This is a genomic window from Paracoccus saliphilus, assembly GCF_028553805.1.
GTDB lineage: Bacteria > Pseudomonadota > Alphaproteobacteria > Rhodobacterales > Rhodobacteraceae > Paracoccus > Paracoccus saliphilus.
This window is the reverse complement of record NZ_CP067140.1, coordinates 1808339-1831115: the sequence shown is the minus strand read 5'-3', so window position 1 is coordinate 1831115 and position 22777 is coordinate 1808339. Positions and strand designations below refer to the sequence as shown.

Below are 22777 nucleotides of genomic sequence, written 5' to 3'. Positions count from 1 at the left end.
TGCCGGGATCGGGCAGGCGATATATCCACCTAAACATATCGAAGCCATGGATATGCCGATGCAAGTTCTCCGCACCTTCCTTATGCCCGCGATCCTGCTGATTGCCGCCGCATCCGCGAATGCCGAGGAAGTGGTGGTTTTCGCGGCCGCCTCGCTGAAGAACGCGCTGGACGAGGTGGCCGAAGGTTTCGCCGCGGATACAGGGCATGAGGTTACGATCTCCTATGCGGGTTCCGGGCAACTGGCCAAGCAAATCCTTGCCGGGGCTCCGGCGGATCTGTTCGTTTCGGCCAATGTCGAATGGATGGACGAGGTCGAGAAAGCCGGGCTTCTGGCCAAGGACGGACGCAAGGATATTCTGGGCAACAGGCTGGTCCTGATCGCCTCTGATCCGGAGGCATCCAAACTGGAAGAGATCGGACCAGAGACGGATCTGCCCGCATTGCTGGACGGCGGCAAGCTGGCCATGGCATTGGTGGACTCGGTTCCGGCAGGGCAATATGGCAAGGCCGCGCTGGTCCAGTTGGGGCTGTGGGGCAGGGTCGTCGAGGATGTTGCGCAAACGGATAACGTCCGGACGGCACTGGCGCTGGTTTCGACCGGCGAGGCTCCATATGGGATCGTCTATGCCAGCGACGCGCTGGCCGACGAGAATGTGACCGTGATCGGCGAGTTTCCCGCCGCCAGCCACCCCCCGATCATTTATCCCGCCGGGCTGCTTTCCGACGCCCGGGATAAGGCCGATCGTCAGTTCCATGACGCCCTTTCGGACGAGGCCGCAGCACAGGTTTTCGTCCGGCATGGCTTTACCGTGCCGGACTGATCCATGAGCGGCTGGCTATCCCCCGAGGAATGGCAGGCGGTTGCCCTGTCGTTGCGTGTCTCGACCGTGGCGGTGATGGCCAGCCTGCCTTTCGGGCTGCTGGTGGCCTATGCCCTGGCACGCTGGCGCTTTCCGGGACGTGGCCTGCTGAATGTACTCGTGCATCTGCCGCTGGTACTGCCCCCGGTGGTGACCGGCTATCTGCTGCTGCTGACCTTCGGACGGCGCGGCATGATCGGGCAATTCCTCGACCAGATCGGCATCGTGCTTGCCTTCCGCTGGACGGGTGCCGCGCTGGCAGCCGCGATCATGGGATTTCCCCTGATGGTTCGCGCCATCCGCCTCGCCATCGAGGCGGTGGACCCGAAGCTGGAACAGGCCGCCTCAACGCTCGGCGCGCCGCGCATCTGGGTCTTTGCCACGATTACCCTGCCGTTGATCCTGCCGGGGATCATGGCCGGGATGGTGCTGGGCTTCGCCAAGGCGGTGGGGGAATTCGGCGCGACGATCACCTTCGTCTCGAATATCCCCGGCCAGACCCAGACCCTGCCCTCTGCCGTCTACGCCTTCCTGCAGGTGCCGGGGGGAGAGGACTCGGCGCTGCGCCTTGTGCTGGTCGCGGTGGTGATCGCGATGGGGGCGCTGTTCCTGTCCGAATGGCTGGCGCGGGCGGTCGCCCGGCGGATCGGGGCGCGCTGATGCTATCCGTTTCGATCCGCCACCGCTTTCCCGATTTCACGCTGGACGCCGCATTCGAGGCGCCGCCCGGCGTGACCGCGCTGTTCGGACGCTCGGGCTCGGGCAAGACCAGTATCGTCAACGCCGTCGCCGGGCTGATGCGCCCCGATGGGGGCCGGATCGAGATGGACGGGCGGTTACTTTCGGACAGTGAAACCGGGCGCTTTCTGCCGCCACACCGGCGCGGTATGGGCTATGTCTTTCAAGAAGCACGGCTTTTCCCCCATCTGACGGTACGGCAGAACCTGCTTTACGGGCGCTGGTTCTCGGGCCGTCACGACCGCGCCGGTTTCGCGCGGATCGTCGAAATGCTCGGGATCGGTCACTTGCTAAGCCGACGCCCCGTGGCCCTGTCCGGGGGCGAAAGGCAGCGGGTGGCCTTGGGACGCGCGATCCTGTCCGATCCGCGCCTGCTCTTGATGGACGAGCCGCTGGCCGCGCTGGACGAGGCGCGCAAGGCCGAGATCCTGCCCTATCTGGAGCGGCTGCGGGACGAAACCGGGCTGCCGATCCTCTATGTCAGCCATGCGCCGGCCGAGATTGCCCGGCTGGCCACCAGTATTGTCCTGATCGAATCCGGTCATGTCATACGCGCGGGAACTGCCGCCGAAATCCTGTCCGATCCGGCCATCGCTCCGGTACTGGGCCTGCGCGAAACCGGCGCGATCATCACCGCCCGGATCGAGGCTCATGAAGCGGATGGGCTGACCCGGCTTGGCACCGCCACCGGGACGATCTTTTTGCCATATGTCGGGGCCGCACCGCGAGCTGTCATGCGCCTGCGAATCCTTGCGCAGGACGTCATGATTGCGCTGGACCGGCCCAAGGGGATCTCTGCGCTGAATGTGCTGCCGGCGGTTGTTCGCGATCTGACCGAAACGGATATCGGCATGCTCGTCCGGCTCGATGCAGGCGGCGAAGCCATCCTCGCGCGGATCACCCGGCGTTCGGCGAAGGCGTTGGCACTGGAGCCCGGCAAACCGGTTCACGCGGTACTCAAGGCGGTCTCGGTCGCTCCGGGGAGCATCGGAGGCGCGGAGCGTTTAGTCGGTTCACAGCCTTGACAGAAAGGATTTATCTCTGCCCGTCACTTGATCGAAATCATTTCTTCGTCCGCATCCGGCGCGCACCCATTCGGCGCGCCTCCGTCAAAAGCGCCTCGAGCACCGGGGTATGCGGCTCGCGCCAGGGTGCCACCAGGCCAACGGCATGGGTGCTGTCCTCGCCTTGCATCGGAACCACCCGCAATGCCTTTCCCTGCGCGAGGAAAATCGCGATATCCTCGGGCAGGATGGTCAGCCACCCCCCCGCCACGACATGCGAAACCAGCACCACGGTTGAAGTCGATTCGACCATTGCCAGCGGCGTCACCCCGGCGGTGGCGAGATTGCGGTTGATGATCCGTCGGTTTTGCATGTCCGAAGTCAGAAGGCAGAGCCTTTGCCCGTCGAGATCAGCCCATGCCATGCTGGTACGTTTCGCAAACTCGGTCTCCTCTCCGCAAACCAGCATGTAACGCTCGTCATACAAGGGAACCGTGCTCACCTTGCCCAAGGGTTCATTGTCGAGATAGGAGATCCCGGCATCGATATCGAGATCGTCGATCATTTGCAGGATATCGATGGAGGTGCGCGACAGGATCGTGAAACTGACATTCGGATGCATGGCCCCGAAACGGGCACTGAGCTTGGCGGCCCAGGTCAGCGCCGTGGGAATGGCCGCGATCCTCAAGCGTCCGGACAGCCCGTGCCGAGTCGCCCGCATTTCCTCACGCAACTGCCTGGTATCACCGACGATCCGGCGCGCCCATATCAGCGCGCTCTGCCCTTCGGGGGTCAAGCCGCCATAGCGCGAGCCGCGAAAGATCAGCAAAACCCCAAGCTGCTCCTCGAGTTGCTTGATCCCGGCCGAGAGCGTCGGCTGAGTGATCCCCAGACTGGCGGCGGCACGTCCGAAATGACCCTCCTTGGTCACCGCCAGAAACATCTCGAGCTTGTCGATCACCTTGGCCCCCTTTCACGCGTTTCATCAAGCGTGATCGGCGGAGCCGGGTCAAGCGATGGACCGGTCACTGCGCGGTTTCAGTGCTTGCCGACGTGTCTTCCCATGTGTCCTTGCGGCCCAACATCCTGCGCATCAGCACGAAGAAGAGCGGAGCAAAGAGGATACCCATCGCCGTTGCCGCCAGTGTTCCACCCATCACAGTCGCACCGATCGCGTTGCGGCCATTCGCACCCGCACCGGTGGATAGCACCAGCGGCAGAACCCCGAGCGAGAAGGCTATCGAAGTCATGATAATCGGGCGGAAACGTTGGCGAGCGGCTTCGACCACGGCGTTGTAAAGCGGCACCCCGGCCTGCGACTGCTCTCGCGCGAATTCCACGATCAGGATGGCGTTCTTGCCGGTCAGGCCGATCACCGTCAGCAAGCCGACCTGGAAGAATACCCCATTGTCGAACTTGCCCAGATAGGCCCCGACCAGCGCGCCGAGAACACCGATGGGCATGACCAGGATCACCGCCAGCGGGATCGCCCAGCTTTCGTAAAGCGCGGCAAGGCACAGGAACACCGCCGCCAGAGACAGCGCGTAAAGCAATGTCGTCTGGTCGCCGGATTCGCGTTCCTCGAGCGACAAACCTGTCCAGGAAATATTGAAGCCCGCCGGAAGCTGGCCCGTCAGCCGTTCCATTTCGGCCATCGCATCGCCCGAGCTGACACCTGGTACCGGGCTGCCCTGGATTTGCATCGATGGCATCCCGTTATAACGGCTCAGCCCCTGCGGACCGAAGGTCCATTCTCCTTCTGCAAAATTCGAGAATGGCACCAGCCCGCCGGTCGCATTGCGCACCCGCCATTTGTCGAAATCGCTTGGCACGGAACGGGCATCTGCCTCGCCCTGGACATAGACCTTCTTGATCCGTCCACGGTCGATGAAGTCATTCACGTAATTCCCGGTCCAGGCGATCTGCATCAGGTTGGCGACATCGGTGGCCGTCACCCCCATCGCACCTGCCTTGCGCCAATCGACATTCAGCCGATACTGGGCCGCATCCTCCAGCCCCGAAGGGCGGACCTGCGCGATCATCGGGCTTTCGGTCGCCATGCCGATCAACTGGTTGCGCGCTTCAAGCAACTGTTCATGCGATTGCCCGCCCCGCGCCTGCAGGTAGAAATCGAAGCCCGAGACATTACCCAGTTCGATCACTGCGGGCGGCACGACCGGGAAAACCATCGCGTCGCGGATCTGGCTCAGTGCCCCAAAGGCGCGGCCCGCGATGGCCTGCACCGATTGCTCTGGCGATGGTCGTTCGTCCCAATCCTTCAGCCGCACGAATGCCATGCCGACATTCTGCCCGGATCCGGCAAAGCTGAAACCCGCCACACCGAACATCGAATCGACGGATTCGGCCTCTTCGTTGAGGAAGTAATTCTCGACCTGATCGATAACCGCCTCGGTCCGTTCGACGGTGGCACCGGTCGGGCCCTGGATCAGCACGAACATGATGCCCTGATCCTCATCGGGCAGGAAACCTTCCGGCGTGCGAATAAACAGGAGCGCCATGACCGTTCCGAGCCCGATATAGACCAGCAAAGTCCGCAGCGGACGGCGCACGATCCAGCCCACCGCACCGGTATAACCGCGCGATGTGCGGTCGAAACCGCGATTGAACAAGCCGAAGAAGCCGCGCTTCTCGCCATGCTGGGCCGGTCGCAGCAACGACGCGCAGAGCGCCGGCGTCAAGGTCAACGCGACGACAACCGATAGTGCCATGGCGGACACGATGGTGATCGCGAATTGCTGATAGATCACCCCGGTCGAACCGCCGAAAAAGGCCATCGGCACAAACACCGCCGACAACACCAGCGCAATCCCGATCAGGGCGCCGGTGATCTGGCCCATGGATTTGCGGGTCGCCTCGCGCGGAGGCAGCCCGTCTTCCTCCATGATCCGCTCGACATTCTCCACCACGACGATGGCGTCATCGACCAGAAGGCCGATGGCCAGCACCATGGCCAGCATGGTCAGCGTGTTGATGGTGAAGCCGAAGGCCGCCATGATCCCGAACGTCCCCAGCAGAACGATAGGCACCGCCAGTGTCGGAATCAGCGTCGCCCGCCAATTCTGCAGAAAGAGATACATGACCAGGAAGACCAGCACGATGGCCTCGATCAGCGTATGCACCACCTCCTCGATCGAGATCTCGACGAATGGCGCGGTATCGAAGGGGATCACGTAATCGACGCCCTCGGGGAAGAACTCCGCGAATTCCTCCATGCGCTCCTTCACGCGTTCGGCGGTGTCCAGCGCGTTAGCCCCCGGCGCAAGGCTGAGCGCCATGCCGGAAGCGGGTCGACCGTTATAGGTCGGATCGCCGCCATAGGTTTCGGCCCCGATTTCGACCCGGGCGACATCCTGTAGCAGGACCAGCCCGCCATTCTCTTCGGCGCGAAGAACGATCTGGCGGAAATCCTCGGGCGTGGACAGCAGGGATTGCGCCGTGACGGTGGCGTTCAGCATCTGGCCGTCAACCGCGGGCAAACCCCCGAATGCCCCCGCGGAAATCTGGGTGTTCTGCGCCGAAACCGCCCCGACAACATCGGATGGCGCGAGTTCGTAGGCGGCGAGCTTGGCAGGATCCAGCCAGATGCGCATGGCATATTGCGCGCCGAAAACCTGCACGCTGCCGATCCCTTCGACCCGGCTGAGATCATCGACAAGGTTGGTGACCATGTAGTCGCTCAGATCGGTCGCGTTGAAATTCTCGTCCCCGATCAGGCCGACCACCATCAGAAAACCCGACGCGGCTTTCTCGACCCTGACACCCTGCCTCTGCACTGGTTCTGGCAGTAGCGGCGTGGCCTGCGACAGCTTGTTCTGGACCTGCACCTGAGCGATATCGACATCGGTGCCGGTCTCGAAGGTCAGCGTGGTCGAGGAGGTCCCGTCCGAGGTCGAGTTGGACGACATGTAGCGCATCCCGTCAAGCCCGGTCATCTGCTGTTCGATGACCTGCGTGACCGTATTCGCCACGGTATCTGCCGAAGCTCCGGGATAGGTCGCGCGGATCGTCACCGAGGGCGGTGCGATCTGCGGATATTGTGCGACCGGCAACGTCGTGATCGACAATATGCCGATCCCCATGATGATGATCGAGATCACCCAGGCAAATACCGGTCGGTCGATGAAGAAACGGGCCATGATATCTCTCGCGCTGATCCGGCCGTCAGTTGCCGGTGTCGTCGTCCTGGGCTGCCTCTTTGGCGGCCTGTTCGGTTGAGGCGGCCTCGCCCTGCCCGGCCGCGGCGGCTTCCTCGTCTTCGCCGGTGGGTTCCGCAGGCGGTGCCTCACCTTCGGCGGATTGCTCCCCGTCGGTTGCACCTTCCGAAGCCTCCGGAGCGGCCCCTTCCTCCTGCGGTGCAGCAGCCTCATCTGCCGGAGGCTCCTCGCCGCGCTCCTCAGGGGTCACGGGCATACCCTCGCCGATGCGCTGGAAGCCGGCCACGATCAGCCGGTCGCCATCTTCCAGACCTTCACGCACCACCCACGAATTGCCGCGGTCCTGAACGATCTCCAATTGCCGCATCTCGACGATGTTCTCGTCATTCACGACCATGGCGACGGGACGGCCCCGGCGATCCCGTGTCACCCCTTCCTGCGGAGCAAGGATTACGTCCTGCAATTGCGCCTGCGGAATTTCGGCCAGGACATACATTCCGGGCAAGAGCAGGTTATCGGAATTGGCAAACTCCATCCGTAGCGTGACGACGCCGGTGGTCTCGTCGACATGCGGCTCTGCCGCTGTCAGCGAGCCGGTATTCTCGAATTCGGTGCCGTCGGCGAGATGCAAGGTCACGGTGCGATCCGCCCCCTCGGGCAGCGCCGCCTGAGCGCCCTGGCGCTGCCAGCGGATAATCTCGGCCGCCGATTGGGTCACGTCCACATGGACCGGATCGATCCGCCGGATGACCGCCAGCGGTGTCGCTTGCGATGCTGTCACCAGTGCCCCTTGCGACGCCTGCGCCAAGCCGATCACCCCATCGATCGGAGCCGTGATCGTCGTGCGGTCCAGATCGATCTGCGCCGCCTGCAATTGCGCCTCTGCTGCCTTCACCGCCGCTTCAGCAGCGTCGCGCGCAGCTATGGCGCTGTCCTGGTTCTGTTCGCTGGCCACACGCCGATCACGCAGCGCCGCCACCCGCTCTGCATCGCGCCGGGCGGATTCTGCCTGTGCCTTTGCCTGCGCCAGCGATGCCTCTGCCTGTGCCACGGCAGCCTGGTAACTGCGTGGATCGATCCGGTAGAGCGGATCGCCTTCTTTGACGACGCTACCCTCGTCAAACAGACGCTCGGTGATGAGACCGTTGACCTGCGGGCGCAAATCTGCCTCTGCCGAAGCCACGACACGTCCCGGCAAGGTTACCGTCAGGGTGACGTCCTCGGCTTCCAGCGTGACGACCGTGACGGCCGGCGGAGGCATTTCGCCTTCCTGCTGAGCCAGTCCGGTCCCAGCCCACAGCATCGCGCCAACTGCAGATGCAGCAACGAGAATTCGAGTATGTGTGATCATGCCCGCGGCCTGTATTCAATGAAAATTCATTTTATTGGCACAATGGAAATGAAATCTGTACAGCCAATGTACCAAGGCACAACCTATGGCGATCACGCGCCGGGCACAACCTCTTGAATTGACAACCTCAACCCCCAGTTAACACTGTTGACCGTTTCAGAACAGCGAGCCTTGGGCCGGTCCGCCCCGCTTCTTGCGTCCTGTGTCCGGGCGTGCTTTTCCCGGCGCCGCCGCGATCCGCCCATCGGCGAATTCGATCTCGAAATGCGTGAGTTTGCCTGCCTCTGCGGCCGATGTCACCACGCTACCGCCGCCATGCACGACGGCAAAGCCGCGCTTCAATGTCTGCTCATAGCCCAATGTATGCCGCATCCGGTCAAGCCGCATCAGTACCTCGCGCCGTTGGCGGATAACCCGTCGCCCGCCATTCTCCAGCCGCGCGCCCAACCCGGAGAGGCGTTCGGATTGCGTGTCGATTGCCCGCCGCGTAACTGCCGCAACCCGGCGCAGCGAACTGTCCAGCCGTTCCTGCAATTGTGCCAGACGATCCTTGCGGCGCTCCATCTGCCGCTCACGGCTACCTTCAAGCCGCGTCACGACACGATCCATCATATGCCGCTTGCTAGAGGTGAACTGCCGCAGGGTCGCCGCTGGCATCGGGCGTGACGCCAATTGTTGCCGCCTCGCCCGCACCAACCCGTGAAGCGCGGGCTCCAGCCGAGCAGCCCACAGATCCAGACGCTGCCGTGCCCCCTCGGTCAAGGCGGCAGGCCTCCCCATCGCCCGTGACAGATCCCGTAGCCGTTGCCGGGGACGCTCGATCCTCTGGCCGCTGGCGCGGGACATGCGCGCGCCCGCCTCTGCCAGGCGCGCCGCGAGATCGGCGCGAACCGGAACGGCAAGCTCGGCCGCCGCCGTCGGCGTCGGGGCGCGCCTGTCCGATGCGAAATCGATCAGCGTGGTATCCGTTTCGTGCCCCACCGCCGAGATCAACGGAATGGCGCTGCCGGCGGCGGCGCGCACAACCTCTTCCTCGTTGAACCCCCAGAGATCCTCTAGACTGCCCCCGCCCCGCGCAACGATGATCAGGTCGGGCCGCGGGATCGTTCCCCCCTCCGGCAAGTCATTGAAGCCGTGAATGGCGGCCGCGACCTGTGGCGCGCAACCCTCTCCCTGCACGGCGACGGGCCAGATCAGAACGCGGGTCGGAAACCGGTCGCGGAGCCGGTGCAGGATATCGCGGATTACCGCGCCCGAAGGCGATGTAACCACACCGATGACCCGTGGAAGGAACGGCAGCGCACGCTTGCGCTCCTGGTCGAACAACCCTTCGGCAGCCAGCGCCTTGCGGCGTTTTTCCAGCATCGCCATCAAGGCACCCATCCCGGCGGGCTCGATCTGGTCGACGATCAACTGGTATTTGGACTGGCCGGGAAAGGTGGTCATCCGCCCGGTGGCCACGACCTCCATCCCCTCCTCCGGACGCTGCGCTAGCTTCGCCGCCTGTCCTTTCCAGCTGACCGCCGCCAGGATCGAACGGTCGTCCTTGAGATCGAAATAGAGATGTCCCGAGGACGGCCGCGACACCCGGCCGATCTCGCCGCGCACCCGGACCCGGCCGAACTGATCCTCGATATTGCGCTTTACCGCTCCCGACAGTTCCGAGACGGTGAATTCATGGGCATTGTTGCCCGGAGTGTCGTCGATCAGATCCATGCGGCTTGTTCCCCTTCGCCAGCCAGATTAGAACGCCGCGACAGCAAGCGAAAGGGCGGCAGATGAATATCCTCATCCTCGGCGGCGGCGGGCGCGAACATGCCCTGGCCTGGGCGATCCGGCAGAACCCGAAATGTGACCGATTGATCGTCGCACCCGGAAATGCGGGTATCTCCGGGGTAGCGGATTGCGCCAAGCTTGACATTAATTCCCGGGCCGATGTCCTTGAATTCGCACAGGACAACGCCATCGATTTCGTGGTGATCGGCCCCGAGGCCCCGCTGGCCGCAGGTGTCTCGGATGCGCTGCGTGGCGCGGGCTTCCTGGTCTTCGGCCCCAGTCAGGCGGCCGCTCAGCTCGAAGCGTCGAAGACCTTCACCAAGGAGGTCTGCGACGCCTGCGGCGCCCCCACCGCCGCATGGGAGCGTTTCACCGAAGCCGCCGCCGCACGCGCTCATGTCATCGCCCTTGGCGCACCAATCGTCATCAAGGCCGATGGGCTGGCCGCGGGCAAGGGCGTGACCGTCGCCGAAACCGTCGCACAAGCTTGTGACGCCATCGACTTGATTTTCGACGGGGAATTCGGCGATACCTCGATCGTCATCGAGGAATACATGACCGGCGAGGAAGCCAGTTTCTTTGTTCTTTGCGATGGCAAGGATTGCCTCCCGATCGGAACCGCCCAGGATCACAAGCGTGTCGGTGAAGGCGATACCGGCCCCAATACCGGCGGGATGGGGGCCTACAGTCCCGCGCCCGTACTGAGCGAGACCTTGCAGGCACAGGTGATGGAACAGATCATCCGCCCCACGGTCACGGAAATGGCACGTAGAAACAGCCCGTTCCAGGGCATTCTTTATGCAGGTTTGATGATCGATGGAGGTCATGCCCGGTTGGTCGAGTATAATGTCCGCTTCGGCGACCCGGAATGCCAGGCGCTGATGATCCGGCTCGGGGCGCAGGCACTGGACCTGCTGCTGGCCTGCGCGACAGGACGCCTGGCCGAAACTTCGGTCAATTGGGCCGATGATCACGCGCTGACCGTCGTCATGGCGGCGAAGGGCTATCCCGGATCATATGAAAAAGGCAGCGCAATCAACGGCCTTTCCCAGGTAACCGAATCCAGTTTCGAGATGGTTTTCCACGCCGGAACCACCGAGGCGGATGGACGAGTCACCGCATCGGGCGGCCGGGTACTCGCCTGTACCGGTCGCGGGGCAACCCTGGCAGAGGCTCATGCGCGCGCATATCGTCTTGTCGATGCCATCGATTGGCCCGAGGGCTTTTACCGCCGTGATATCGGTTGGCGCGCCCTTTCGAATGCCGAGTAATTTTTAGAAGTTACCGGATCTTCTTCATGCAAATATCCCCGCCGGAGGCATCCGGCAGGGCAATCCGGCAAGAGGTCAATCGGTCGAATACAGGCCTTCGTAAATCGGCAGCAGGGTGTCGGTCTCGAAAAGCGAGCTGACCGAGGTGCCGTTCCAGATATTCAGGATCGCCTGCGTGAACATTGGTGCAGTCGGCACGATACGGATATTCGGAGCCGCCTTCACCGCTTCGGTCGGCTGGATCGAGTCGGTGATCACCAGCGATTTCATCACCGATTTCGACACCCGCTCGACCGCCGGGCCGGACAGCACGCCATGGGTGATATAGGCATGCACCTCGGTCGCGCCCTGATCGGTCAGTACCTGCGCAGCCTTGACCAGCGTGCCTGCCGTGTCGCAGATATCGTCCACGATGATGCAGGCCTTGCCCTTGACGTCGCCGATGACCGTCATCTCGGCCACTTCGCCCGCCTTCTCGCGCCGCTTGTCCACGATCGACAGCGGTGCGCCGATACGCTGCGCCAGTTCCCGCGCCCGGGCCACGCCGCCGACATCGGGCGAGACGACCATCAGATCGTCCATACGCCCCCTGAAATGATGCTGCATATCCAGCGCAAAGATCGGCGCGGCATAAAGGTTGTCCACCGGAATATCGAAGAACCCCTGGATCTGCGTGGCATGCAGATCCATGGTCAGCACCCGGTCCACTCCGGCCTCTGTCAACAGGTTGGCCACCAGCTTGGCCGAGATCGGCGTGCGGGCCTTGGCACGGCGATCCTGCCGCGCGTAACCGAAATAGGGGATCACCGCCGTGATCCGATCCGCCGAGGACCGGCGCAGCGCATCGGCGATGATCAGTAGCTCCATCAGGTTGTCATTCGCCGGGTTCGAGGTGGGCTGGATGACATACATGTCCTCGCCCCGGACATTCTCGAAGACCTCGACGAAGATCTCCTGGTCGTTGAAGCGTTCGATCCGCGCGTCGCAAAGACCCACATTCATGCCGCGATGCATCGACATGCGGCGCGCAATGGCGGCGGCAAGGGGAGTGTTGGCGTTTCCGGAAATAAGCTTGGGTTCGGTCATGACGGGCATGGAATGCAGGGCCTCTGGCGGGATTCGTGAGATTGCACAGCCCTTAGCACCCGGTTAACCTCCGGGCAAACCAAGAAGGACATGCGCATGGCCAGCATCGACTATTATCTGGGTACAATCAGCCCATATTGCTATCTCGCCGGTAAAAAACTGGAGGAACTCGCCGAAAAGCACGATGCAAGCGTCACCTACAAGCCGGTGGACCTGCTGCAGCTTTTCGACCGGACCGGAGGGATTCGCCCCGCCGACCGCCATGTCAGCCGGATGGAATACCGAACGCAGGAACTTCTGCGTTGGGCCGATTACCTTCAGGTTCCGTTCAATATCAAGCCCGCGCATTGGCCGGTCAACATGGCGCCATCGTCCTATGCCGTCATCGCCGCGCAACAGGCCGGCGGCGGCAATCTGGGCGGACTTGCCCATGGTTTCACCCGCGCTGTCTGGGCGGAAGAGCGCGATATCAGCGACGATTCGGTGATCCGCGAACTTCTGGGCACGCATGGCTTCGACCCGGCGCTGGCCGACAAGGGCCTGCTGGCGGGCGCCGAGACTTATGGCCGCAACCTGGAAGAGGCGGTCGAGACCGGGGCCTTCGGAGCGCCCTTCTATGTCGTACGCGAAACCGGTCAGCGTTTCTGGGGGCAGGATCGGCTGGACTTCCTCGACCGGCATCTCGCGTCGCTGTGAGCGGGGTTCATAGGCGGCATTGGCCGGGCGACACCGAGCGTCCGGCACTGGCTTTGCATTGCATGTTGGCCTCGGGCAGCTACTGGGGACCAATCTCGGAGCGCCTGGAGGGGCGGATCGACCTGCAAGGCTTCGACATGCCCGGCCACGGACGCAGCGATCCCTGGAGCCCGGAGCCTGATGATCCGGATTACCATACCGCCGTCACCCGTATTGCGGCCAGCTTCATCAACCGCCCGCTGGATCTGATCGGGCACAGCATGGGCGCCACCGTCGCCCTGCGCATCGCGGTTGCGGCCCCCGAGGCCGTTCGCAGCCTGACCCTGATCGAGCCCGTCCTGTTCGCCGCCGTTCCCGCAGCCGCGCAGGCACAGCCCGAAATGCAGATCGACCGCCTGCTTGCCGAAGGCCGCGAGGAGGATGCCACACGGGGGTTCCTGTCGGCCTGGGGCTCGCAGGGTTATGACGATCTGTCAGAGCGAATACAGGCTCAGATGCGGGCACGGATCGGATTGGTTGCGGAATGCACGCCGACGCTTGCCGATGACCGTCCGCGAATCTTGCGTGAAGGTGGGCTCGAATCGATCGATGCGCCGGTGCTGCTGATTGCTGGCGGTGACTCGCCTCAGGTGATTCACGATATCGCCGAAGCACTTGCCGCGCGCCTGCCCGATGTCGGGCGTGCTACCGTGCCGGACGCGGGGCATATGCTGCCGATCACCCATCCAGATGAGGTTGCCGGGCTGATCGATGTCAATTTGGAGCGGGCCTGAAACGCGTATATGGGCCCGCCGCACGCTCCAGCCATCGGTTCAAACTTGGCTTACGCATCTCGGAAACTTGTTTGCCATCTCATCGAAACTCCGATCCAAAATTCGGAAATTTCAAATATAAGCAACCGCTTAGGATGATTTGGCTCCGGCGGTAGGGATCGAACCTACGACCAATTGATTAACAGTCGCATCGGTAAGATTTTTTGACCAAACCCTGAAAAGCAGGAGTTCGGAAAAATTCCAGCGAATACTTGCGCTTACCGCACGTGCCGTCCTTTGCTTAACTGCCGGGTAACGGCGGAAGCGGATCGAAACTGACCAATCTGTTACCCCAGACGTTACCCCGGCTGATGGTTTTTCTGCTGCGGGATGGTCGATGGCGAAGGTTCTGACGACAAGCACAATCGAGAAAATGAAACCCGATCCGGTCAAGCGCATCGAGGTGCCGGACCCCGCGCTGATCGGTCTTTACCTCGCGCTGCATCCAAGCGGGTTGAAGACATGGGCGCTCCGGTATCGATTCGATGGTAAGCCGAAGAAGCTCACCTTGGGACGATGGCCGATCATGGGTATATCTGACGCTCGCAAAGCAGCGTCCGAGGCTATCGAAGCCGTTCAGCACGGCGATGACCCATCGGCAGAAAAGCAGGCGACCAAGGCGGCGAAGCTGAAAGCGCAACAGGAGGAGCGCAACAAGGTCAAAACGCTTATCGAGCAATTCGACAAGCGGCACCTTTCGGCACTTCGGACCGGTAAGACGGTCCGGCGCGAGCTTGATCGTTTCGTTGTAGCGCAATGGGGTGATCGCAACATCCATGAGATCACCAAGCGTGATGTTATCGATCTGCTAGACGATATTGCGGACAGTGGCCGCGTGGTCTCGGCAAACCGCCTTCGCTCATATCTCAACAAGTTTCTGAATTGGCTGGTCGAACGGGATATTCTCGCCATGAGTCCTGCGACCGGCGTTAAACCGGTGGCGAAGGAAGCCAGTCGCGACAGGGTTCTGACTGATGATGAAGTCCGGTGGTTTTGGCAAGCCTGCGACGATCTGGGTCACCCGTGGGGGCCGTTCAGCAAGATGCTCTTACTTACCGGACAACGACTGAACGAGGTCGCGCAAATGACCGAGGCTGAAATCACCGGCAACGTATGGCACCTGTCATCGGATCGCACGAAGAACCGTCGCGCACATGACGTGCCGCTGTCTAACCTTGCGCAGTCAGTTCTGGCGAAGATCGAGCGGATCAGGTGCCGCAGCAGCAATGTGCAGTTCATTTTCACCACGACCGGCAGAAGCCCTGTGAGCGGTTTTCATAAAGGGCGGCATCACATCGCGAAGCAGATGGAAGCTATCGCGTCAAAGGAGCGGCGGACAACGGTCGAGATACCCAAGTGGAATTTCCATGATCTTCGGCGGACGGCAGCGACTGGCATGGCGCGTTTAGGTGTTCCGGTGCGAGTGACCGAAGCAGTCTTAAACCATGTCAGCGGCACCGGCGGCGGTATTGTCGCGATCTATCAGCGGCATGATTACGCATCTGAAAAGGCAGAAGCTTTGGAGAAGTGGAGCCAGTTTGTCATGGACCTGATAGACATGGAAAACCCGTCGCCTCAAGCGAGGTTTGACCTGCCCAACCGTCGAACAGTTCGCCTAGATGACGCGTGGGAGCAGCACTGCCAGTCATAACAAAAAATGCATGTAATGGCGCTTGCTCATAATTTTATGTAATGTTATATTATTACCTGTTGAGTTGTAGCGAGTTGCCCTGTGTCTATGTTCCAGCGGATTGCCCGTGTATTCGGGCAATCCGATCCCATCGAAACGAAATCCGCTGTCACGCTGACCGATCCGGCAGCGTATGAGATTTTCGGTATCACACCATCCAGCACCGGTATCAGCGTCACCGCGCAATCGGCGATGCAGGTGCCTGCTGTCCGGCGTGCTGTTTCGCTGATCGCTGAATCTGTCGCCACCTTGCCCTTCAAGGTCTACGATCAAGAGACGCGCGAGGCTGCCAAGGATCACCCGGCCTATCCGCTGATCCATGATCACAGCAATGACTGGACCAGCGCCGAAGCCTTCCGCGAACAGATCACGACCGATGCCCTGCTGCACGGTAACGGCTTTGCGCAGATTGGTCGCAGTCAAGATGGCACCCCGCTGTTCATGCTGCGGATCGCGCCCGGAGCCGTCAGCATCGAACTCGACCCTTACGGGGAACCCAGCTACCGCATCCGGCTTCAAGATGGCGGCGATCAGGTTCTGCCCTACTCCGAGATTCTGCACATTCAGGCCCTTGGTGGCATCAGCCCGATCACCTTGGCGAAAGACGCCATCGGCTTGACTATCGCTGCCGAAAAGCACCTGTCCGGATTCTTCAAGAATGGCGGTCGTCCTTCCGGCGTCATCAAGCATGAAAAGGCTCTGGATGTCGAAGCCTCAAAGAAAATTGAGGCAAGCTGGTTCAACGCGCATGGCGGTGAGAATTCAGGATCGACCGCGATCCTTGATGAAGGCATGGATTTTCAAGAGATCGCCCACAAGCTGGCGGATTCCGAATTCTCCGAGGTCCGGCGCGAACAGATTCGCGAGATCGCCCGAGCTTTCGGCGTGCCGCCGTCATCGTTGTTTGAGATGAGCCGCGCCACCTGGTCGAATTACGAACAGGCACAGCGCGAGTTTCTGACCGGCACCCTGCGCCCGTGGATCGCACGCTGGCAGGCTGCGTATAGCCGCGCCCTGATCGCACCCGAGGATCGCGCTGCCTTCTATATCGAGGGCAACGCCGACGACATGCTGTCGGTGGATCATGCTGCCCGTGCTACCGCCTTCGGTCAGTATCGCAGCATGGGCGTAATGACCGCGAACGATGTCAGGCAGCGCATGAACATGCCGCCGATCACCGGCGGTGACAGCCTCGACAATCCTTATACTTCGACCGGCGCAGCACCCACACCGGCAGATTCCACAGATGAGAATGACGAATGACCATCACGCATCGCGCGTTCTTCGGCGACGGGGAACGCAATTTCACCCTGACCGATCCAATAGTGATCGAACTGGAACGCCTGACCAGCACCGGCGTCGGCAATCTGTTTCTGCGCCTGACGCGCGGCGACTTCCGGCTGTCCGACCTGATCGAAATCATCCGGCTTGGAATGATCGGCGCAGATACGAATCCCGAGGAAGCCGCCCGGCTGATCGAGACTTACGCCCGCAATCGACCCATCGCAGAGACCCTGCCGCTGGCTATGGACATTCTGGCCGCACGTTGGGGCGGTGACGATGAAGAAGGTAACGCCGATGAGTGAACGTCTGGAAATCAAAGCCGCGCTTGAAGTCAGTGACGCTGGCGAAATCACCGGCACCGCTTGGCCTTTCTCTGGTCCTGATCGCGTTGGCGACCTGATCCAGAAAGGTGCCTTCACCGCACCTGACAAGCTGCCGATGCTCTGGTCGCATGATCAGGCCGAGGTCGTCGGCGTATGGGACCAGATTGAAGAATCCGCCGAAGGACTGACCGTCAAGGGCAAGCTGCTGGTCGAGAGTGTCGAGCGCGCCCGCGAGGTTCACGCCATGATCAAGGCCGGTGCCGTGTCTGGTCTGTCCATCGGTTTCGTCACCAAGCAGGCGCAGCGACATGGCAAGGGCCGGACCATTACCGCCCTCGACCTTCGCGAAGTCAGCATTGTTGCCATCCCGAGCCATCCGGATGCGCAGATCACCTCAGTAAAATCCACGAGTAATCAGGAGAATTTTGTAGTGGAAAACGAAGAAGCGACCCCCGAGGTCAAAGACGAAGTCGAAACCAAGGCAGAGGCTCCGGCCAATGACGCGCCGGGTATCGACATGAAGACTTTCGACGCCATGAAGGCACGGCTTGAAAAGCTGGAAGCCAAATCGGCGATCAAGGCACCTGCCGTCATTCAAGGCGACTTTGAACAGAAATCGGCATTCATCGAATACCTGCAGACCGGTGTCGAAACCAAGGCACTGTCCACGGCGAACGATACCGCCAACCACGTTCTGGCCCCCGAGGAAGTCAGCGCCGAATTCCTGCGCAATCTGGTCGAATACTCGCCCATCCGCGCCATCGCTGACGTGCGCCAGACCGCTTCGGCCAGCCTCGTCCTGCCGAAGCGCACCGGTGTTACTAATGCCGCTTGGGTTGGCGAGACCGCAACCCGCACCGGCAGCCAGCCGACCTTTGGGCAGATGAAACTGTCGGTCAATGAGATCGCCACCTATGTCGATATCAGCCTTCAGCTTGTCGAGGATTCCGCCAATGTGCTGTCCGAGGTCAATCTGGCACTGGCCGAGGACTTCGGACAGAAAGAGGCGCTGGCGTTTGTCGAGGGCGTTGCCGCCAATGATGAACCTGCGGGCTTCATGACGGATGCCAACATCGACACGCTTGCCGCAGTCAGCGCGACCGACATCGATCCGGACGAACTGATTGCCCTGATGTATTCGATGCCTGCGACTTACCGGAACGCCGGCACGTGGGTCATGAATGGCAGCACCCTTGCGGCGATCCGCACCCTGAAAGACGGCCACGGCAATTACCTGTGGCAGCCATCCTATCAGGCAGGTCAGCCGGAAACGATTCTGGGCCGTCCGGTGATCGAGGCTATCGATATGCCGGATGTCGCGACCACGGAAGCGCCGATCATCTTTGGTGACTTCAAGCGCGGTTACCGCATCTATGACCGGGTGTCGCTGGCGATGCTGGCTGACCCTTACAGCGTCCGCGTCAATGGTCTCATGCGCTACCATGCCCGCCGCCGTGTCGGCGCTGGCGTTGTGCGTCCGGACGCCTTCAAGAAACTGGTCATGGCTGCTGCCTGATCCATGACCATGCAGCCCGCATATGAGGTGACCTTGGAACGTGATGACACGTCACTCACGCTTCGGGCATCGCTGCGGGCTGCTGTCGCACTCGACAACCTGCCCGGCGGTATCGCCGGTGCATATGATGGGCTGTTGAAGCAGTCCTTCACGACATTCCGCGCGGTTATACTCGCCACCGCGACGGATCAGGGCGAGGCCCACGCTTACCTCGCCCACTGGTCAGACAAGCCGCTTGCGTCTTTTATCCTTTCTACGCAAGCCGCTTGTCTGGCTGTCATCGCTGCCGTGCTCACCTCCGGCGATGATGATGCTGACAATGAAGCATCTAGCCGCGCCAGCAACAGCGGCACCCAAGAACCGGTGCCGCTGCGCGAGTATTTCAAAACCCTCTACAGTTACGCGACGGGCTGGCTTGGCTGGTCACCTGCTGAGACATGGGCAGCTTCACCGGCAGAGATAGAGGCAGCATTCACGGCCCATATCGATCGGCTGATGAAGCTGACGCCCAGTCTGTCCAATGACGACGCTGACGATCAGCCCAAGACCAGCACCGCTTACACACCGGAACAGCTTCGCCAGATCGAGGAACAGGGTTTCGATCCTGCCTATGACCGGGCCGGGTTACAGCGCCTCAAGAGTCTCTAATGCCACGTCCGCCAAGATTATGCTCATGCGGTGCCATCGTGCCCGGTGATCAGATTTGTGCCTGTCAGGTCGAAAAGACCCGCGAACGCAAACGCCGCCACGATCAGCGCAGACCGTCATCCCGGCAGCGTGGCTATACGCGCGAATGGGAAAAGGCCCGTGCCGACTACCTGCGCTATCACCCGGTATGCCGGATGTGCGGCGATACAGCGACCGTTGTAGATCACATCACACCGCATAAGGGCGACAAGGCGCTATTCTGGAATCACAGCAACTGGCAGCCGTTGTGCAAGCCTTGTCACGACCGCCACAAGCAAAGGCAGGAGCGCATCAAAACACTTCTTGCCCGGCAAAGTTAGGCACGATAGAGATAGTGGGAGCTATAGGAGGGCAATAAATAATGGGAAGCAATTATTTCTTCCACTCCCTTGATGTGAAGAATTTCAGAATTTTTAAGAGCCTTGAAATTAATGAACTAAAAGGCATAAACATATTTAGTGGAATTAATGGCAGCGGAAAATCAGCCATTTTAGAAACGCTATTCTTGTCTATTGATTTGGCGAATCCAATTTGCCTGATACGACCTTTTAATTGGCGCGGCATACCATTAAGTGGTGATGATCTTAAAATTCTACTTCCAAACATTCATGACGAAGCGCAGATTCGAGTCGAAACCAAACATGGCCCATTAGAAATCATCATGAATTATGGGAAGCCGGATGATGATCTAAAGGTATCGATCTCAACAAATGTCAGTAATGAAGCCAAGGCGGCACTTAATCAACTAAACGCTCAAGCAGTTGATGGGATTAACTTATCTGCGAAATATGGAGAGAACTCAACTGGGAAGTTACATATGTTCTCCACGCAGGCAGGAGAAAATATAAACACCACATCGGCAAACTATGGAACCGCTTTTACCTCAACAGGCGTTTACCTTTCTCAATTCGCTCCTAGCCATCCGCGCGAGATATCAGACCGTTTTAGTAAGCTCGTGAAGATGGGGAAGAAAGATAAATTCATAGAATATCTAAGAATATTAAACCCAAATATTTCTGATATTATTGTCCTGCAAGATGCAAATAATGCTCAATTATATGTTTCCACCTTGGGAGAGATGTTTACCCCTCTCGCCTTGATGGGAGGAGGTTTGCGCGCATTAGCGGAAATTGTTTCATCAGTCATGATTTCCCATGGTGGAGTCGTGTTCATTGATGAATTGGATTCAGCATTACACTTTTCCATTATACCTAAACTTTGGGAAATATTGGCGGAGATCTCGTTAACAGAAGAAGTTCAGTTATTTGCGATCACACATAGTCGTGAATCTATTAGAGCGACAGCAACTGGAGTGGACAATGCTAAACGCAGCTCTGATTATCAGTATATCAGAGTTGATGAATTTGATGAATTTCATAAATGTGTGACTTACAGCACCGACGAAGTCCATAGTGCGCTGGATCTAAATGTGGAGATTCGGTGATGAAAGGAAAATATTTCGACTCAAAGAAACCCGAATATAACTATGCTATTCTTATATTGGTTGAGGGGCAGGATGACGCGATATTTCTTGATCGCGTGTTAGAGCAGCTGGAAGTCGAGCAGAATATATGCCGTGTGATCGTTTGCGGTGGGAAAAGCTCCGTTTGGACGCATCTATCGTTAGTTATAAAGTCTGCTCATTTCAGTTCAACGGTGAAATCACTCGCTGTTATCGTTGATGCAGACAATAATGCAGACTCTTGCCGTGACGAGGCAATCAGAAACTTTGAGAAAAATGGACTCCCTAGAGTATTAGCGGGAGATACCGAAATTGCGAACGGAAAGAAATTCAGTTTTTACTCCTTCCCAAGACCTAAAGAAGCGGGAAGTTTGGAGGACTTAGCATTAGAGATATCTCCGGAAAGTGAAGTGTTATCTGAGGCTCAAAAATTTATTGAATTGGCAAACTCTGATGGCGAGTTAAACAAGCTAAGCAAAAGGACAGTCCAAGCCTATTTGGCGGGTGCTTCAGCCAATTTACGACCTACCGTGGGATGGGCATTTTACGACAATATCATTCCGTTTCAATTAGATTCTATTCCAGAGTTTTCTAGATTTGTTCGTAACGTTGTCGAACTAGAATGGGAGGAAAAGCAAACCCCGGGATAGTCTGGGATTTTGCTCTCTATCACAGAACCGGCGATGTGAGGCGCACACAAGATACGGTCGAAATAGATTTTTCTGATCGTTGCGGTTGCAACGATTGGATGTTATATTCAAGCCTATCTATGTTTGTTGCGAGTTTCCTTGTATGCCTGCCCTGTCCCTCGACCTGATCCGGTCGCATCTGAATCTTGACCATAGCGACGACGACCGGCTTTTGACCCATTACAGCAACGTAGCCGCTGCATGGGTTGCGGCTTATACCGGCGCGACCTTTGACGAAACCAACGCCCTGATGATTCAAGCGGCACTGCTGCTGATCGCCCATCAGTATGAGAACCGCGAGGGCGTCACCTTCGCCAATCCGTATTCGCTGCCCTATGGCGTGACCGACCTGCTGTCGCCGCTGAAAGACCGCATCACCGGTCATGTCGCGGAGGCAAGCTGATGGCACAGCGTCGTCAATACGTCATCGGTGCCGATGATATCGCCCGGAAATTCGAACGCGCCAAGATCGCGGCTGCCGAGAAGCTGCGCCCTGCACTGGTCAAGTCCGGCGAGGAACTTGCCGCCGACATGCGCCAGCTTGCTGAATCGTCCCGGCGCAGTGGCGACCTGATCGAGTCCATCCATGTCACCGGCCCCGGTGAGACGACGCCCGCACATTCTGCCGATGGCGGTCAGCGTAAGGCTGGCGAATACGAGGTGCTCGTTACGTCCGGTGACAGCGACACCCGCCACAGTCATCTGGTCGAGGGCGGCACCGATGAGCGCCAGCACAAGGACGGCACGCCGACCGGCAGGATGCCCGCGAAGCCGTTTTTCAATCCGGCCTATCGATTGAACCGCACCCGGATCAGGCGGCGGTTGCAGCGGATCACCGCACCGCCGGTGACGTGACTGATGCCGCCATCAAGAGGCTGGCCAATATTGGCATCGCGCCGGAATCCATCCGTGGAAAAATCGGATGAACCTGTCGGGCACCATCTTTACGTAAGCGCTTACTTACGTAAAATCGTTTATATTCCTATGGTTAGATAGAAAATCCCTGTTGCGCACCCGAATCACCCGCGTATAGAATCTGTGTGTCGAGGCATGAAGCTTCGAACCCAGATACAAGGATACGAACGATGAAAACGAATATCGGCAAAGTCATGATCGAGCACCCGGATGCCGGGTTTGACGCGATGTTTGTCGTCAATGACGACCTGACCGTGGATCAGATGCTGGAACAGGCACGCGCGGCCTTTGAAGTCGCGCTTGGCGACTATGAGCGCGTCTTGCGGCAGGTCTACGAGGTCGAGGAAGCGGCGTAACCAGAAACCCGGTTGGCAATAATCCGCCGATGCATTTATAGAGTTGCTGTCCAGATCGTCACCCGGTTTGGGCAGGACCAAGAA

General features: G+C 59.8%; 22 protein-coding genes. 17 read left to right on the top strand and 5 right to left on the bottom strand.

The genetic code is table 11. The features are described from left to right. Positions 1-52 precede the first annotated feature (52 nt). The 3 genes from modA to modC are packed head-to-tail and all read left to right on the top strand — an operon-like array spanning position 53 to position 2625. Positions 53-823, top strand: coding sequence for a molybdate ABC transporter substrate-binding protein (gene modA, locus JHX88_RS08720; protein ID WP_076528165.1), 771 nt, complete (start codon positions 53-55; stop codon positions 821-823). 3 nt (positions 824-826) lie between these two features. Continuing rightward, on the top strand, positions 827-1522 hold the full coding sequence (gene modB / locus JHX88_RS08715; RefSeq protein WP_076528124.1) for a molybdate ABC transporter permease subunit: 696 nt from the start codon (positions 827-829) through the stop codon (positions 1520-1522). Continuing rightward, the gene (gene modC, locus JHX88_RS08710) at positions 1519-2625 is read left to right on the top strand and encodes a molybdenum ABC transporter ATP-binding protein (protein WP_076528163.1); all 1107 of its coding nucleotides are present in this window, start codon (positions 1519-1521) and stop codon (positions 2623-2625) included. The genes modB and modC overlap by 4 nt, the downstream gene beginning before the upstream one ends. 37 nt (positions 2626-2662) lie before the next feature. On the opposite strand, the gene JHX88_RS08705 is transcribed toward modC, so the two are convergent. The 4 genes from JHX88_RS08705 to xseA all read right to left on the bottom strand — a co-directional run bounded on the left by JHX88_RS08705 (position 2663) and on the right by xseA (position 9846). Beyond that, complete coding sequence (locus JHX88_RS08705; protein ID WP_076528122.1) at positions 2663-3565, bottom strand: LysR family transcriptional regulator; 903 nt, start codon at positions 3563-3565, stop codon at positions 2663-2665. A 64-nt stretch (positions 3566-3629) separates the two neighbouring features. Further along, positions 3630-6761: an efflux RND transporter permease subunit gene (locus JHX88_RS08700; protein WP_076528121.1), complete on the bottom strand. Its 3132-nt coding sequence runs from the start codon at positions 6759-6761 to the stop codon at positions 3630-3632. A 25-nt stretch (positions 6762-6786) separates the two neighbouring features. Beyond that, the gene (locus tag JHX88_RS08695) at positions 6787-8082 is read right to left on the bottom strand and encodes an efflux RND transporter periplasmic adaptor subunit (RefSeq protein ID WP_272848262.1); all 1296 of its coding nucleotides are present in this window, start codon (positions 8080-8082) and stop codon (positions 6787-6789) included. A gap of 204 nt (positions 8083-8286) precedes the next feature. Continuing rightward, positions 8287-9846 carry an exodeoxyribonuclease VII large subunit gene (gene xseA / locus JHX88_RS08690; RefSeq protein WP_076528117.1) on the bottom strand — a complete coding sequence of 520 codons (1560 nt, stop codon included), beginning with the start codon at positions 9844-9846 and terminating at the stop codon, positions 8287-8289. A gap of 62 nt (positions 9847-9908) precedes the next feature. Between xseA and purD the strand changes: the two genes are divergently transcribed. After that, positions 9909-11177 carry a phosphoribosylamine--glycine ligase gene (purD, locus tag JHX88_RS08685; protein ID WP_076528115.1) on the top strand — a complete coding sequence of 423 codons (1269 nt, stop codon included), beginning with the start codon at positions 9909-9911 and terminating at the stop codon, positions 11175-11177. Positions 11178-11252: 75 nt separating this feature from the next. Here purD and JHX88_RS08680 read toward each other — a convergent pair whose 3' ends face one another. Beyond that, positions 11253-12272: a ribose-phosphate pyrophosphokinase gene (locus tag JHX88_RS08680; RefSeq protein WP_076528113.1), complete on the bottom strand. Its 1020-nt coding sequence runs from the start codon at positions 12270-12272 to the stop codon at positions 11253-11255. 87 nt (positions 12273-12359) lie between these two features. Here JHX88_RS08680 and JHX88_RS08675 point away from each other — a divergent pair, with 87 nt between their 5' ends. From JHX88_RS08675 to JHX88_RS08615, 13 genes are all read left to right on the top strand, one after another. Further along, a complete protein-coding gene (locus tag JHX88_RS08675) occupies positions 12360-12959 on the top strand; it encodes a 2-hydroxychromene-2-carboxylate isomerase (RefSeq protein ID WP_076528162.1) in 600 nt (199 codons plus the stop codon). Next, a complete protein-coding gene (locus JHX88_RS08670) occupies positions 12956-13732 on the top strand; it encodes an alpha/beta fold hydrolase (RefSeq protein WP_076528111.1) in 777 nt (258 codons plus the stop codon). Before JHX88_RS08675 ends, JHX88_RS08670 begins: the two co-directional genes overlap by 4 nt. A gap of 376 nt (positions 13733-14108) precedes the next feature. Next, on the top strand, positions 14109-15422 hold the full coding sequence (locus JHX88_RS08665; protein WP_076528109.1) for a tyrosine-type recombinase/integrase: 1314 nt from the start codon (positions 14109-14111) through the stop codon (positions 15420-15422). Between the two features lie 87 nt (positions 15423-15509). Next, a complete protein-coding gene (locus JHX88_RS08660) occupies positions 15510-16724 on the top strand; it encodes a phage portal protein (protein ID WP_076528107.1) in 1215 nt (404 codons plus the stop codon). Further along, positions 16721-17047 (top strand): gene transfer agent family protein, encoded by a 327-nt coding sequence (locus tag JHX88_RS08655; RefSeq protein ID WP_076528105.1) that lies wholly within the window; start codon positions 16721-16723, stop codon positions 17045-17047. The genes JHX88_RS08660 and JHX88_RS08655 overlap by 4 nt, the downstream gene beginning before the upstream one ends. Continuing rightward, entirely contained in the window at positions 17040-18584 is a 1545-nt protein-coding gene (locus tag JHX88_RS08650; protein WP_076528103.1) for a phage major capsid protein, read from the top strand. The genes JHX88_RS08655 and JHX88_RS08650 overlap by 8 nt, the downstream gene beginning before the upstream one ends. A gap of 33 nt (positions 18585-18617) precedes the next feature. Continuing rightward, entirely contained in the window at positions 18618-19232 is a 615-nt protein-coding gene (locus tag JHX88_RS08645) for a hypothetical protein (protein ID WP_141225920.1), read from the top strand. Positions 19233-19270: 38 nt separating this feature from the next. Continuing rightward, on the top strand, positions 19271-19591 hold the full coding sequence (locus JHX88_RS08640) for an HNH endonuclease signature motif containing protein (RefSeq protein ID WP_272848221.1): 321 nt from the start codon (positions 19271-19273) through the stop codon (positions 19589-19591). A 41-nt stretch (positions 19592-19632) separates the two neighbouring features. After that, entirely contained in the window at positions 19633-20715 is a 1083-nt protein-coding gene (locus JHX88_RS08635; RefSeq protein WP_076528098.1) for an AAA family ATPase, read from the top strand. Continuing rightward, a complete protein-coding gene (locus JHX88_RS08630) occupies positions 20715-21383 on the top strand; it encodes a DUF3226 domain-containing protein (RefSeq protein WP_076528097.1) in 669 nt (222 codons plus the stop codon). Before JHX88_RS08635 ends, JHX88_RS08630 begins: the two co-directional genes overlap by 1 nt. A gap of 142 nt (positions 21384-21525) precedes the next feature. Then, positions 21526-21825: a head-tail connector protein gene (locus JHX88_RS08625; RefSeq protein WP_084203286.1), complete on the top strand. Its 300-nt coding sequence runs from the start codon at positions 21526-21528 to the stop codon at positions 21823-21825. Continuing rightward, positions 21825-22277, top strand: coding sequence for an HK97 gp10 family phage protein (locus tag JHX88_RS08620; protein WP_076528095.1), 453 nt, complete (start codon positions 21825-21827; stop codon positions 22275-22277). Before JHX88_RS08625 ends, JHX88_RS08620 begins: the two co-directional genes overlap by 1 nt. Before the next feature lie 230 nt (positions 22278-22507). Beyond that, positions 22508-22693 carry a hypothetical protein gene (locus JHX88_RS08615; RefSeq protein WP_076528093.1) on the top strand — a complete coding sequence of 62 codons (186 nt, stop codon included), beginning with the start codon at positions 22508-22510 and terminating at the stop codon, positions 22691-22693. The last annotated feature ends 84 nt before the right edge of the window (positions 22694-22777 follow it).